General features: G+C 33.3%; 15 protein-coding genes and 1 pseudogene. 15 read left to right on the top strand and 1 reads right to left on the bottom strand.

The features are described 5' to 3' along the window. Positions 1-164: 164 nt before the first annotated feature. Positions 165-752, top strand: a complete 588-nt coding sequence (locus MKO96_RS03770) for an SCO family protein (RefSeq protein WP_240586714.1) — start codon at positions 165-167, stop codon at positions 750-752. A 34-nt stretch (positions 753-786) separates the two neighbouring features. Here the strand turns inward: MKO96_RS03770 and MKO96_RS03765 are convergent, their stop codons facing one another. Next, positions 787-1,251, bottom strand: a complete 465-nt coding sequence (locus MKO96_RS03765; RefSeq protein ID WP_001288088.1) for an Hsp20/alpha crystallin family protein — start codon at positions 1,249-1,251, stop codon at positions 787-789. A gap of 217 nt (positions 1,252-1,468) precedes the next feature. Between MKO96_RS03765 and asnB the strand changes: the two genes are divergently transcribed. The 14 genes and pseudogenes from asnB (at position 1,469) to MKO96_RS03695 (ending at position 14,122) form a co-directional block, all read left to right on the top strand. Then, positions 1,469-3,370, top strand: a complete 1,902-nt coding sequence (gene asnB / locus MKO96_RS03760; RefSeq protein WP_000333825.1) for an asparagine synthase (glutamine-hydrolyzing) — start codon at positions 1,469-1,471, stop codon at positions 3,368-3,370. Positions 3,371-3,463: 93 nt separating this feature from the next. Beyond that, entirely contained in the window at positions 3,464-3,823 is a 360-nt protein-coding gene (locus tag MKO96_RS03755) for a GNAT family N-acetyltransferase (RefSeq protein ID WP_240586713.1), read from the top strand. A gap of 48 nt (positions 3,824-3,871) precedes the next feature. Further along, positions 3,872-4,201 (top strand): hypothetical protein, encoded by a 330-nt coding sequence (locus MKO96_RS03750; RefSeq protein WP_000200467.1) that lies wholly within the window; start codon positions 3,872-3,874, stop codon positions 4,199-4,201. A gap of 344 nt (positions 4,202-4,545) precedes the next feature. Continuing rightward, positions 4,546-5,391, top strand: coding sequence for a phosphatase PAP2 family protein (locus tag MKO96_RS03745; RefSeq protein WP_240586712.1), 846 nt, complete (start codon positions 4,546-4,548; stop codon positions 5,389-5,391). 138 nt (positions 5,392-5,529) lie between these two features. Further along, positions 5,530-6,495 carry an ABC transporter substrate-binding protein gene (locus tag MKO96_RS03740; protein WP_240586711.1) on the top strand — a complete coding sequence of 322 codons (966 nt, stop codon included), beginning with the start codon at positions 5,530-5,532 and terminating at the stop codon, positions 6,493-6,495. A 130-nt stretch (positions 6,496-6,625) separates the two neighbouring features. Beyond that, positions 6,626-7,501 carry a D-amino-acid transaminase gene (gene dat, locus MKO96_RS03735; protein ID WP_240586710.1) on the top strand — a complete coding sequence of 292 codons (876 nt, stop codon included), beginning with the start codon at positions 6,626-6,628 and terminating at the stop codon, positions 7,499-7,501. A gap of 98 nt (positions 7,502-7,599) precedes the next feature. Continuing rightward, a complete protein-coding gene (locus tag MKO96_RS03730; RefSeq protein ID WP_240586709.1) occupies positions 7,600-8,247 on the top strand; it encodes a nitroreductase family protein in 648 nt (215 codons plus the stop codon). Between the two features lie 259 nt (positions 8,248-8,506). Continuing rightward, entirely contained in the window at positions 8,507-8,995 is a 489-nt protein-coding gene (locus MKO96_RS03725; protein ID WP_000713484.1) for a putative periplasmic lipoprotein, read from the top strand. 85 nt (positions 8,996-9,080) lie between these two features. Beyond that, a pseudogene (locus tag MKO96_RS03720) lies at positions 9,081-9,275 on the top strand (hypothetical protein). Positions 9,276-9,389: 114 nt separating this feature from the next. Continuing rightward, positions 9,390-9,938, top strand: coding sequence for a cysteine hydrolase family protein (locus MKO96_RS03715; protein ID WP_240586708.1), 549 nt, complete (start codon positions 9,390-9,392; stop codon positions 9,936-9,938). Positions 9,939-10,238: 300 nt separating this feature from the next. Then, positions 10,239-11,132 (top strand): mechanosensitive ion channel family protein, encoded by an 894-nt coding sequence (locus MKO96_RS03710; protein ID WP_240586707.1) that lies wholly within the window; start codon positions 10,239-10,241, stop codon positions 11,130-11,132. Positions 11,133-11,295: 163 nt separating this feature from the next. Then, entirely contained in the window at positions 11,296-12,414 is a 1,119-nt protein-coding gene (gene casK / locus MKO96_RS03705) for a two-component system sensor histidine kinase CasK (RefSeq protein WP_483298314.1), read from the top strand. 14 nt (positions 12,415-12,428) lie between these two features. Further along, the gene (gene casR / locus MKO96_RS03700) at positions 12,429-13,076 is read left to right on the top strand and encodes a two-component system response regulator CasR (RefSeq protein ID WP_000694651.1); all 648 of its coding nucleotides are present in this window, start codon (positions 12,429-12,431) and stop codon (positions 13,074-13,076) included. A gap of 191 nt (positions 13,077-13,267) precedes the next feature. After that, on the top strand, positions 13,268-14,122 hold the full coding sequence (locus tag MKO96_RS03695) for a MurR/RpiR family transcriptional regulator (RefSeq protein WP_240586706.1): 855 nt from the start codon (positions 13,268-13,270) through the stop codon (positions 14,120-14,122). Positions 14,123-14,125: the final 3 nt, after the last annotated feature.

Here is a 14,125-nt window from a genome sequence, read left to right as displayed (position 1 = left end):
AAAAAATAAATTTTGTCTAGTAATTGGCTTGAAATAAAGAAGTAACATACGTAAATTCGTACGATTTCGTGAACAAATGTAGTAAACAATTTTCTCGTAGTGTTAACTTTTGTTATGATAAACATAACCTATTTAAATTTAGGATAGAGAAAAGAGGTTTATAAATGAAGCGTTATCAAAAAATAATTGGTCTTATGGTTGTATTTTGTCTCTTTGTACTTGCTGGATGTAGTGGATCGGGTTCAAAGCTTCGTAAACCATTGAATTGGGATTTAGAAACTTTCCAATTTACAAATCAAGATGGAAAGTCATTTGGTACAAAAGATTTAAAAGGGAAAGTTTGGGTTGCTGATTTTATGTTCACAAATTGCCAAACAGTTTGTCCGCCAATGACTGCTAATATGGCAAAACTGCAAAAGATGGCAAAAGAAGAGAAATTAGACGTTCAGTTTGTTTCGTTTAGTGTAGATCCAGACCTTGATAAGCCGGAAAATTTGAAGGTTTTCATTCAAAAGTTTACAGAGGATACTAGTAACTGGAATTTATTAACGGGTTATTCATTAGAGGATATTACAAAGTTTTCAAAAGATAATTTCCAATCACTTGTAGATAAACCTGAGGATGGTCAAGTTATACATGGTACATCATTTTATTTAATTGATCAAAACGGAAAAGTAATGAAAAAGTATAGTGGTATTAGTAATACACCGTACGAAGACATTATACGTGATATGAAGAGATTAGTGGATTAAAAAGAAGGGTGCACAGCACCCTTCTTTTTTTACATTAGTCTATGGATAAAATGTCATGCTGTTGTGGAAGTTTTGGTGCCCGAATTTCTAACACGCCGTTTTGATACGAAGCTTTCGCTGCTTTTTTATTAATTGAGTACGGTAATTTAATCAATCTTGATGCTTCTGAAATGGAACGTTCTCGGCGATAATAGTTATGAGATGTTTCTTCCTCGACCTCTTCAAGTATCTCTTCTTTTACAGAGACTTTTAAGTATTCACTTTGTATTTCAATTTGAATTTGTTCTTTTTGTATACCTGGTAGTTCAGCTGTAACAACGAGTTCTTCACCAACTTCATATAAATCTACGGGGAATGTTAATAAACGATTTCCTTTTTGGAAAAAATGATTTAAATCAGCGATTACATTGCGAAGAGGTGTTTGCTCGAAGAAATCATCAATTTGTTTTAAATAATTGCGAACCGGTGGGCGAGAAGAGTCTTTTTTTTCTTCACTCATGGTATTCCCTCCTAGAAATCAATTTGCAATATCATATGACAAAAGCGGAGAAAGGTGATTGCCTAGTTTTCATGTTTTCATAAAAAATTGTTAAAAATGTGAAATGGAGTGATTTTTTTATAGTTTTTGGTCGCCATATTCAATTGATTATGCTAGTATAAATAGGGTTGATATAGTAGTATATAGACAGAATGAAAACTGAAAGAGGGTAAGAAGTATGTGTGGTTTTGTAGGATGTTTATGTGAAAACCCTAGAGAGTTTTCAGAAACAGAAAAACATCAATTTGAAAATATGAACACGATGATTTTCCACCGCGGTCCAGATGACGAAGGATATTTTCGTGATGAACATGTACAATTTGGCTTCCGCCGTTTAAGCATCATTGACTTAGAGGCAGGACATCAGCCGCTAACTTATGAAAATGATCGATATGTAATTATTTTTAATGGTGAAATTTACAACTATGTAGAATTACGTGAAATGTTACTTGAAAAAGGTGCAACATTTGCAACACAATCTGATACAGAAGTTATCATTGCATTGTATGCACATATGAAAGAAAAATGTGTAGACTATCTTCGTGGTATGTTCGCATTTATGATTTGGGATCGTGAAGAGAAGAAACTTTTCGGTGCACGTGACCACTTCGGTATTAAACCTTTATACGTCGCACAACAAGGTGATACTACATTCTTCGCATCTGAGAAGAAAAGTATTATGCATGTGATGGAAGATAAAGGCGTTAATCCAACGTCACTACAACATTACTTTACGTACCAATATGGTCCAGAGCCAGAAACATTAACAATTGATGTTAATAAAATCGAGCCTGGTCATTATTTCGTAAAAGAAATCGGTAAAGAGATGGAAATCCATCGCTATTGGAAACCTTATTTCAATGCTTCAAGCGCAACGAAAGAGGAGCATATCCAAGCAATTCGTGATGTGTTATATGATTCAGTAAAAGTGCATATGCGCAGTGATGTACCAGTAGGTTCATTCTTATCTGGTGGTATCGATTCATCTATTATCGCTTCTATCGCAAGAGAAATGAATCCAAATCTTTTAACATTCTCTATTGGTTTTGAACAACGTGGTTTCAGTGAAGTTGATGTTGCCAAAGAAACTGCTGAGAAATTAGGCGTTAAAAACCATAACGTATTCATTTCAGCGAAAGAGTTTATGGATGAGTTCCCAAAAATCATTTGGCATATGGATGATCCTTTAGCAGATCCAGCAGCAGTACCATTGTACTTCGTTGCAAAAGAAGCACGTAAGCATGTAACAGTTGTTCTTTCAGGTGAAGGTGCAGACGAGCTATTTGGTGGTTATAACATTTATCGTGAGCCAAACTCACTAAAAATGTTCTCTTACATTCCTAGCCCAGGTAAGAGCGTTCTAAAAGCATTAAGTGGTGCTCTTAAAGAAGGCTTTAAAGGAAAGAGCTTCCTAGAGCGCGGATGTACACCAATTGAAGAGCGTTACTATGGAAACGCGAAAATCTTCCGTGAAGAAGAGAAAGCTGAATTAATGAAGTATTACGATGAAAGTGTTAACTATATGGATATCACGAAACCATTGTATAACGAAATTAAAGATTATGATGATGTAAGCAAAATGCAGTACATTGACATGTTCACATGGTTACGCGGTGACATTTTATTAAAAGCTGATAAAATGACAATGGCAAACTCATTAGAACTTCGTGTACCATTCTTAGATAAAGAAGTATTCGATGTTGCATCTAAAATTCCAACTGAATTTAAGATTGCTAACGGAACTACGAAAGCTATTTTACGTGAAGCGGCACGCGGAATCGTTCCAGATCACGTATTAGATCGTAAAAAACTTGGATTCCCAGTACCAATTCGTCACTGGTTAAAAGACGAAATGCATGATTGGGCTATCAATATTATAAACGAGAGTAAAACAGAGCATTTAATCGACAAACAGTATGTATTAAACTTACTGGAAGCACATTGTGCAGATAAAGGCGATTATAGCCGTAAAATTTGGACTGTACTTGCGTTTATGGTATGGCATCAAATTTATGTTGAGCATAAATACGATACGAATAAGTTCCACGAAGAAACGAAACGTGCGTATAGCTTAGTTTAATTAGAAAAACCTTAAGATCGCATATGATCTTAAGGTTTTTTTCATAAATGGAACGAATTATTGATACAATAATAGTAAAAGGATGGACAACATATGATTACGTTTGAAAAAGTAAATGTAGAAAATGAAAACGTTGTTAAAGAAATGTTTCGCTCACATAGTTTAAGTGAGAATCAGGTACAGTATTGTGTGAAAGTTGATGATACATATATTGGTGTGATAGATTATCGTGTTCAAGAGGAGAGTGCGGTTTTATCTCAGTTAATTATTCATTTTGATTATCAAAGTTACGGTTATGGGACAAATACGTATTTTACATTTGAAGCGATGATGAAAGAAAGAAATGTGAAAGAGATAAAGATATTACAAACGGAATTAACAGAACAAGCAAAATCGTTCATAGAGAGCTTTGGTTTTAATGAGGAAGATGGAATATATGTGAAGAAAATATAACGATGAGTAGTCGTGCGGGATAAATATAAGGCAGGTGGATGTATGACGATGACTTCTGGTCTTGTATTAATTGGAGGGTGTTTTATAGTAGCAGAGCTAAGCCATATGTTCATTCGAAAAAGAATGAATAAGAAGAGAAAGCCGTATGAATTGCAATATGCCCCTGTGTTTTTCCTTTTATTTTGTATGCTTATTACATTACAAAACATAACGAACTTTCCACCGCTTTTAAATATTTTTTTAAAGTTCGGTTTGCTGTATAGTAGCACTGGAATAGCCCTTCTATTTCTTTTATTTTGCATACGTTATATTCACTATCAATCGTATATATTTATTTTAAATTGGTTAAAGCAAAATGATAGAAACCGCCTTACATAAGGCGGTTTCTTTATTTGTAATTGTAATGGCTTTGAAAGTTATATGTATACTACTTTATTTAATAGTAGTTCCATAGATCAAAAAACAATGAGGTGCAATTTGACATGAAATATAAATAAGTGGATAACAAGATACAGATGTTTTTGTATATAAAGCCCAAAATTTCATTAAAATTCATAAAAATGATTAGATGATTTAACATATTATCTATTATTAGTATGTGGTACTATATATTCTTAATCTATAACGTAAGTAGGTGTATTAATTTGACATGTAAATCAACTAGTTTATCTTAAGTACTGACAAATAGCAGAAAGAAATTTTTTTGGAGGTATCGTTTTTGTATGTTTAATTTTGATATTTTATTTCTTGAATGGATGACCAGTCTGGAGCGAGGTGTGCTTACAATACTTTTTAAACTTATATCCAGTATTGCAAATGAAACGTTGTATTTAATTATTATTTCGATTTTATATTGGTGTGTTTCTAAAAGAAAAGCATTTCATATGATTGTTATGCTTTGTCTCTCGGGTTACATAGGGATAGTGATAAAAGAATTCATGAAAATTCCACGACCGTATACATATGACGGAATTCAGGCTTTATATGAAAAGTCAGCCGCTGGTTATTCTTTTCCAAGTACACACGTCCAGTTAGCGACAACATTTTGGGGCTCTTTTATGATGTTATGTAAAAAGAGAATCATTTGGATTATTGGAATTATTTTTATAATATTGGTTGCTACTTCTCGTCTATATTTACGTGTACATTGGCTCAGTGATATAATAGGTGCCTTTTTAATTAGTGTCATAGTTGTTTATTTATATACGAAAGTAACAGGGGAATTAAGTGATAGGAAATTTATATTGTTACAACGAATTGTATTGGCAGTTTCACTCATTATGTATGTTATGACTGACCAAATAGATAATTTAAAATTACTTGGAGTTTTGACAGGTTCAACGATTGGTATCATGTTAGAGAATCATTTTATTAAAATGAATGAAAATAATAATTTTAAAATACAAGCAGTAAAAACAGTTTTAGGTCTTAGTTTCATGTTAATGATGCAGCTCATACTAAAAAAAGTAATACCTGATATGTATTATGTACGTTATGCATTGACTGGAATTACAATTACTTTCTTATGTCCGTTTATGTTTCACATGCTACGGTTAAAAAGTGAATAGCAAATAAGTACAAAAATATTTCGAATAAAAATAAGATATAAATTATATATATTGAAAAAGTTTTCTGATATATCTATTGACAATGTATGAGATATACATTAATCTGTAAATGAAAATCGTTTTCAACTAGGAGGATTTATGACACGCACTAAAAATATTCTTATACTTTGCATTATGTTATTAATGGTCATAATCGCAGGGTGCGGTAAAGAAGAAGAGAAGAAAGATAAAGATACATCAGTAAAGGCAAAAGATTCATATAGTATAAAGCATGCAATGGGCGAAACGACAGTAAATGGTACACCAAAAAGAGTTGTTGTTTTAACGAATGAGGGTGCTGAGGCACTTTTAACTGTCGGAGTAACGCCAGTTGGAATGACAAAACCACGAGCTGGGGATGAATGGTATCCTCATTTAGCGAAAGAGTTAAAAGATACGAAAGTAGTAGGAACTGAGCGTGACATTAATTTAGAGGCAGTAATGAAGCTTCAGCCGGATTTAATTATTGGAAATAAAATGCGTCACGAAAAAATATACGAGCAGTTAAAAGAAATTGCGCCAACAGTATATGCTGAAACATTGCGCGGTGATTGGAAAGAAAACTTTACGCTTTATACAAAAGCTGTAAATAAAGAAAAAGAAGGGCAAAATGCTCTTAATGATTATAAAAAGCGTATTGCAGGAATAAAAGAACAATTAGGTGATAAAATTAACTCTAAAGTTTCAATTATTCGCTTCGTCCCAGGTGATGTTCGTATTTATCAAAAAAATTCATTCTCAGGCGTTGTATTAAATGATATTGGATTTAAACGACCACCACTACAAGATAAAGATGAATTTGCGATAAAAGGAATTACAAAAGAACAAATTCCAAATATGGACGGGGACTACTTATTCTATTTCACATCTGATAAAGATGCGGATAAGAATAATGAAGGAAACACGTTAGCGAAAGAATGGACAGAAGATCCGCTCTTTAAGCAGTTACAGGCTTCTAAAGATAATAAAGTATTCGAAGTAGATGAAGTGATTTGGAATACAGCAGGTGGTATTGTAGCTGCAAACCTTATGTTAGATGATATCGAAAAATATTTTTTAAAGTAAATGAATGGTCGAGTACATCACTGTAAATGGGTGATGTGCTTTTTTGTTTATAAAATACAGAAAATTCCTTCTTTTAAGTGTGGATAAGTTGTACAATTAAACCAATCATGGAATAAAGGAGTGGGAATGAATGAAAGCTACTCATAAAGATTGGATTTTGTTTAACGGAAGAATTGTAAATACGAAGGAAGAACAGCCGATGATTCCATTAGAGGAGAGAGGCTTTCAATTTGGTGATGGTATATACGAGGTATTCAGATTATATGATGGGAAGCCACATTTATTAGATTTACATTTGGAACGATTCTTTAATTCTATGGAAGAAATAAAACTAATTCCACCTTTTACTAAGGAGGAGTTAGTGGAAGAGTTGCATCAAATGATTGAAAAAAATCAATTTCAAGAGGATGGGAATGTATATTTGCAAATATCAAGAGGTGCTCAAGCACGTAATCATGTATATGAGTCAAATATGCAACCAACATATTTTGCAAATATTGTTTCGTTTCCAAGACCAATTGCTGCTATGGAACGAGGAATAAAAGTTACGGTAGAAGAGGATATACGGTGGAAGTTCTGTCATATAAAATCTTTAAATCTGCTACCTAATATTATGATTAAAAATAAAATTAACGAACAAGGCTATCAAGAAGCGATATTAGTACGAGATGGAATTGTAACTGAAGGGTGCCATTCAAATTTCTTTATGGTAAAGAATAATAAATTGATTACACATCGGGCTGACAATTTCATTCTACACGGCATTACACGTCACTTCGTTATTACATTAGCGAAAGAGTTATATATTGAAGTAGAAGAACGAGAATTTTCACTACAAGAAGTATATGAGGCTGATGAGTGCTTCTTTACAGCAACACCACTTGAAATATTCCCAGTCGTTCAAATAGGTGATGAACAGTTTGGAACCGGCGAAAGAGGACCAATTACAAAGAAACTCCAAGTTGCATATGAAGAAAGTATTCGTTTATTTAAAGTTACGAACTAATATTGAAGAAAAAAGCTGGTATTCCTCCAGCTTTTTTTCATGATATAATTCAAGCATAGGACAAGATTTGAAAACGCTGTAAAAAGGGGATTTAATGTATGAATTATGAAGATTTTAAAGAAGTAATTCACGGTAGACGAAGTGTTAGGAAGTTCACAGAACAAGAAGTATCCACTAGTGATATAAAAGAAATTATTGATTGTGCTCGTTATGCACCGAGTGATACAAACTCACAAACTTGGGAGTTCTTGGTCATTATGAACCGAGAGAAAATTAAAGAAATTGAACAAATGACATGGGATGCATTACATAAACTTGCGGCAAAAGCGGCAGAAGACGGAGAAGAGAAAGCAGGGAAATTACTTACACGTTCTTTCGGACCATATGCAACAGCTTTCTCGGAGGCGCCAGTATTAATCGTATGTTTGGCAACACCATATGAATCAAAGTTTCGTGAAAAGATATTTGATCCAATTGCTTTTGTTCCAGATTCAGTTTGGGAAGAAGAAGGAATTAAGAGTAGCTGTTTAGCGGCACAAAATTTAATGCTGGCTGCACATGCGAAGGGGCTTGGTACTTGCCCGATGACAGGACCGGTATTGTTAGCTCAAGATGAACTACGACAATATTTACAAGTTGAGCCTGAAAAACAAATAAATATGGTTATTTCACTCGGTTTTCCGAAAGATAAGCCGAAGAAACTTCCAAGAAAAGAAGTAGATGAGATTACAACATTTGTTTTTTAAAGTCCAAAATAAAAAGACATTGAATGAACAATGTCTTTTTATTTTGGACAGGTATGTAATTAATTTGTTGGGCTAAAATGATAGATAAGAGGGAATTACTATTTATTTCATAAAAAAAATTAATGTTCTATTAAGGAAAATATGATACATTAATCGTGAGCAATATTCTATTTGTTCATGAAAGTGTTGAAAGTAGTTTTAAAATTTAAAAGTTATTTTTGTATAATAAATTATAATGAAATGACAGGGGGGATGAATTTTGAAAAAATTCATAATCACTGGATTGTCTGTATTGTTACTAGCCGGTTGCGGTGCTCCACAAGAAAAAGAGGATGCGCAATCAAAGCAGGAAGAAAAAGTTGTAAACGCAAGTAATGAGAATATAGTTGTATTTCCTGAAGGAGCGGTGCCAGTTGGAGAAGGCAAAGTGAAAGTTATTACTCCAGATGGCACCTCTGAAAATGGCAATATACCGGCTGTGTTCATCAAAAAGGATACTTTAATTCAGCAAGTTGAATTAGAGCTTTCTAATTTTCAAAACGATAAAGAAACATTTATATTTGTAGATCAAGTATATGCAGATAAACATCAAGTCACTAGTACAACACAGACAACAGTACAATTAAAAGAAAAGACGCTTGAGACAGGTAATCATACGGTTACTGCAGTTCAGTATGAAAACAATGACCCGAAAGGAAAGGTTATTAGTTTTAATCAAGCAACATTTGAAACAAAACCAGCGTCATAAGAAGAATAAAAAGTACATTACTCAAAAAGTAGTGTACTTTTTTGTTTATACTAGAGGATGTCATAGTAAATCACTTGTTTCTACTATGACAGAGAAAGAGGCTGAAGATGTGAATCGGTGTATTCGTATCGTCTTTATTCGTATAACGAAGTCATTAATTTGGTTTACGATACAAGAAGTAATTCAAATTACGCTCAATTAACAAATTCATGATTTGTTAATAGGAGCTATTTGTTTTACCATTGTTTATCTATCATATGATAAACTCAGATTAAGGTAAGTTTCACATGAAAAATGTAGGTATTTCATTTGAAATGTCGAATAGTACATACGATGTCGTAATAACAAATTTTCTATTGTTTACTGTGAAACAGAAGAAGGGGAGATAGTAGTTATGAAACGAGCGCTTATTAATATTGATTATACATATGATTTTGTAGCTGAAAAAGGAGCTTTAACATGCGGGAAACCAGGACAAGAAATTGAGAAGGAAATTGTCCATATAACGAAGCAATATATTGAAAATGGAGATTATGTTGTCTTTGCGATCGATAAACACGAAGAAAACGATGTATATCATCCAGAATCAAAGTTATTCCCGCCTCATAATATAGCTGGTACAAATGGAAGAGATTTGTTTGGTGAATTACAAGATGTGTACGAAATATATAAAAATGCAGAGAATGTATATTATATGGATAAAACACGATATAGTGCATTTACAGGAACAAACTTAGAGATGAAGTTAAGAGAAAGAGGAATAGAAGAAGTTCATCTTGTAGGTGTTTGTACGGATATTTGTGTTCTTCACACAGCGGTAGATGCTTATAATAAAGGATTTAAAATTGTAGTTTATGAAAAGGCAGTTGCATCTTTTAATGCGCAAGGACATGAATTTGCACTTGGACATTTTAAGTCATGCTTACATGCAGAAGTGAAGTGAAAAAAAGAGGCCTTTAAAAAGGTCTCTTTTTACGTTATAGCCCATTGTAAGTAACCTCAGCGAGTCCAAAATATTTTCAAATGAACTATTCGGCGTTGTGTTAATATTCCCATTTTTGTTTAGGTAAGTATTGAGGTCTTAACATAAAGTCATTTATAAAAAATTCTATTGTTATCTCCCTTTAGATAATAAAAAAGGGTATATTTATAGAAGATAGTGTAACAAGTTTTTAAGGAAATCAAAAGGTATGACAATAAATTAGTTTTTCATGAAATTTTCATTAGTTAAGGGTGTGGATGGATGAGTTTATTAACGTATACTGAAGAATTTTTTAATTATGTAAGAGAGTTTTTACTTTTAAGATTTTTACTATTTGCTTTAGTTCTAATCATTATCTCTTTTGTAATTAACCGCATTATTGATTGGTTTTTTAGGAAATCAAGCTTTTTTGATGAAGAGGTAGAGCAAACAATTCAAAGTGTGATTCGATCAATTTTTAGATATATCATCATCATCAGTCTAATCATTTATTTAATTAGCCAATTTGTAGATATAAAAAGTATCATTGCAGGTGCAGGGATAGCGGGTGTTGTTATCGGTTTTGCTGCACAACAGATGTTAAAAGATGTTATATTAGGCTTTGCGAGATTAGCGGACAAAGAGTTTCGTGTTGGCGATTTTGTTACTTTTAACGGAACAAATTCAGGAACGATTGAGGAAATTAGTATTCGTTTTATGCAAATTCGTGAATGGTCAGGAAAACTTCTAACTATACCACATGGAGAGATTAGAACGATACAAAATTTTAATAAAGGATGGATGCGCGTAATTGAACGGATTACGGTAAGTTATCAGGAAGATCCTACAAGAGTTAAGGAATTGTTAGAAGAAGTTTGTGTAAATTGTAATGAAAAATTGGCTCCGAGTCTTTATAAAGTAGAGGATGAAGCTGTTGAGCCGTTTAAATATGTTGGTGTCACAGATTTAAACCCGAATCTTAAATATGTTGGATATGAATTTTGTATTACAGGTTTAATAAAGCCAGAAGATTATTTTGAAACTTCTAGACAAGTAAGGTTTGAACTAATGTCTATGTTCCATAAGAATCAAGTACAAATGCCAGCAGCAAATATGGTCGTTACTGCTGAAAGTTTACAGCATGACCGTGCTGGACAATCTTTATCGGACAGCTAAAGAAGAACAAGAACAGTTTGTTAACAAAATTCTGTTTTTAATATTGGATAGAAAAACAATATTAAAATGATTAATTTAAAGAAAGAACTGAAGGAATTCGGTTCTTTCTTTATTTGTAGAATTTAGAAATTTCTTAATGTTATAATGGTAGTTGGTGATGAGAATGAACTTTGAAGAAAAAGAGATGCATCGTTTAGAAGCATTAAAAGCAATTGCTGAATTATTAAATGAAGCAACAGACTTACAGGACATGTTAGAAAAAGTGTTACATACATTGTTACAAGTTATGAATTTACAAACAGGGTGGATATTTTTTATCGATGAAAGTGGAAAGCACCGTATGCTTGTAGATGAAAACTTACCACCGGCTCTTACGTGGCAAGAGAAGAAGCCGATGTGTGAAGGAGACTGCTGGTGTGTAGAGCGTTTTGTGAATGGGAGATTAGAAAAAGCGACAAATATTATTGAATGTAAGCGGATAGAGGGTGCGATTGAATGTAATTGGGGAGAGACCGAAGATGTTACGCATCATGCGACAATTCCCCTTAGGTCTGGATCGGAGAAGTTTGGTCTATTAAATGTGGCCTCACCTCAAAAAACACATTTTTCAGAGGAAGAATTAGCATTACTAGAATCAATTGCATTTCAAATAGGAACGACAATACAACGTATTCAGTTAGTAGAGAAAGAACGTAAATATGTAGTGGTAGCTGAAAGAAATCGACTTGCACGTGATTTACATGATTCAGTAAAACAATTGTTATTTTCTATTATGCTAACAGCAAAAGGTACTTTAAATATGACGCAAGATAGAGACTTGCAAGAGATGTTGAGCTATATTGGAGAATTATCACAGGAAGCATTACAAGAAATGACACTTTTAATTTGGCAATTAAGACCGGAAGGATTAGAGAAAGGTTTAGCAGAAGCAATTAAAAATTACGGAAAGTTGTTAGGGGTCCACGTGGAAGTTCGAATTGATGGTATGGTTTCAATTGGAGATGAAATAGAAGAAGTTTTATGGCGTATTAGTCAAGAAGCAATACATAATTGTAAAAAACATGCTTCATGTGAAAAGGTAAATGTTCTTTTAAAAATAGAAAATAACCAGTTGTATTTTTACATAGAGGATAACGGAATAGGATTTATACAAGATCACGTAAGAGAGTCAGCGCTCGGTTTAAAAAGTATGAAGGAACGTATTCAGTTAATGAGGGGATCATTTCAAATAAAAACTGAGCTGAAAAAGGGAACAAAAATTGAAATTCAATTGCCGGTTTAAAGGGGAGAAGAAGATTGAAGATTAAATTACTACTAGTTGAGGATCATCATATCGTTCGAAGAGGACTTGTATTCTTTTTAAAAACGAGAGAAGAATTTGAAATAGTTGGGGAAGCAGAAAATGGTGAAGAGGCATTAACATTCATTCAAACGGAAAGACCAGATGTAGTATTAATGGATCTATCAATGCCGAAGATGGATGGTATAGAAGCAACAAAACGGATAAAACAATATGATGAAACAATAAAGATACTTATATTAAGCAGTTTTTCAGAGCAAGATTATGTTTTACCAGCACTGGAAGCTGGAGCAGATGGTTATCAATTAAAAGAAGTACAACCTGAGCAACTTGTTGCTTCTATCATTGCAGTACATGAAGGAAATGCAAATTTTCATCCGAAAGTAACACCAGCACTATTCGGACGGTCAGCAGTCAAGAAAGAAAAAGAGAACCCTTTTTCCATGTTAACGAAAAGAGAGCAAGAAGTACTTCGTGAAATTGCGAAAGGGCGAAGTAATAAGGAAATTGCAGCAGAGCTTCATATTACGGAACAAACTGTAAAAACACATGTTTCAAATGTTTTAGCTAAATTGGAAGTAGATGATCGCACGCAAGCTGCGTTATATGCGGTGAAACACGGGGGAAATAATAAGTATGAATAATTATGTATCATGTTACGACAGAATACATAGGAGTATTTAAAATTTATCCCGCTATTTGCAGGCTATAATTAGTGGTAGATGTACAATACTCTCACTGATTAAAGTTTTAATTTATAGTAGTGCTAAATAAAGGTTTTTCTTCTTTCTATAATTAGGTACAATAAAACTACGATGGAAGGGGAAGATATGCTATGCCAGGTACAAGAAGTGGGATTGGAAAAATTCAAGCTTCGTTAAACGGTTTATCACCAAAATTGCGAAGTATTGCCGAACATATATTGAAACATCCACAAGATGTTGTACATAAATCTATTACAGAATTAGCTGAAGTTACGAATAGTTCTGAAGCTACGATATTCCGCTTATGTAAGCACCTCGGTTTTCAAGGGTTTCAAGATTTAAAGATTACACTAGCTCGTGAAATTGTACATACTCCTATGCAAAATATTCATGAAGAAGTATCGGCAGACGATAGTATGGTAACTGTTGCTAAAAAAGTTTTTCATTCGCATATTACAGGACTGCAAGATACATTGCATTTGTTAAATGATACAGCGCTAGAGCAAGCCGTAAAGGTATTGCAAGATGCAAGTCGTATTGAGTTTTATGGAAATGGTGGTTCTGGTATTATTGCGATGGATGCATATCATAAATTTATGAGAACGGGTATTTCTTGTATTGCTCATACAGATTCACATTTTCAAATTATGGGTGCGGGTTTACTTACTAAAGAAGCGGTGGTAATTGCAATTTCACATTCTGGTAGCAATAAAGGGTTACTGGAAGCGTTAGAAGTAGCAAAAGCAAGGGGAGCTCACATTATTGCAATTACGAGCTATCAGAAATCAGCATTAAGTCAACTTGCTGATATTACTTTGTATACTTCAACACGTGAGACGGAATTCCGTACAGAAGCAAGTTCATCAAGATTAGCACAGTTAAGTTTGTTAGATACTTTATACGTTGGGTTATCGTTACAACGCCAAGAAGAGACGTTGCAAAATTTACAAAGTATACGTGAAACAATTTCAATGAAACGAATATAAAAA

Source organism: Bacillus sp. ES1-5 (assembly GCF_022487605.1).
Lineage (GTDB): Bacteria > Bacillota > Bacilli > Bacillales > Bacillaceae_G > Bacillus_A > Bacillus_A wiedmannii.
This window is presented reverse-complemented; position numbering and strand designations above follow the sequence as displayed.